Below are 536 nucleotides of genomic sequence, written 5' to 3' on the forward strand. Positions count from 1 at the left end.
TTCCGAGGCTACGTTAGAGCCGCAGGTGATAAGCAGGTGGTTGAGTCCTGATCCTTTATCAGATAAATACAGTTCATGGTCTCCATATAATTTCACATTAAATAACCCGATCTTATTTAATGACCCGGACGGCAGGGAGGTAATTGCAAAAACAGAAGCCGAACAAGAACTTATTAGAAATACGATAAGTCAAGAAGCAGCTGGCTATTTGAAGTTTAACAAACATGGAAAGTTGAAAACCTCAAGCGTCAATAAAGCAATTAGAAAATTAGGGGATGATGCAAGTGAAAACTTGAAAAATCTTTCTACATTATCAAAAAGCAATGATTTTTATCAAGTGCAACTTACTAATGATCATGGAGAAGTAGATTTAGGAATGAATGAAGAGAATGTAATATTAGGCATATTAGTGGACGATGTTGGTGGCAAATTTGGAAAATTCATTGATAGGACGGGCTCAGAGGAGGACCCTCATAGAATAGCTGTCAATGCCTCTGCCTCGGAAGAAAAGCAAGTAGAAACTACCGCACATGAAG

General features: G+C 38.2%; 1 protein-coding gene. It reads left to right on the forward strand.

What is annotated here, in order from left to right; all coding sequences use genetic code 11:
• Positions 1-40 precede the first annotated feature (40 nt).
• Positions 41-536: hypothetical protein (locus E1163_RS00105; RefSeq protein WP_221417858.1), on the forward strand; the 496-nt coding region annotated here is incomplete at its 3' end.

It is taken from the genome of Fulvivirga kasyanovii (assembly GCF_009711405.1).
In the GTDB taxonomy this organism is placed as follows: Bacteria; Bacteroidota; Bacteroidia; order Cytophagales; family Cyclobacteriaceae; genus Fulvivirga; species Fulvivirga kasyanovii.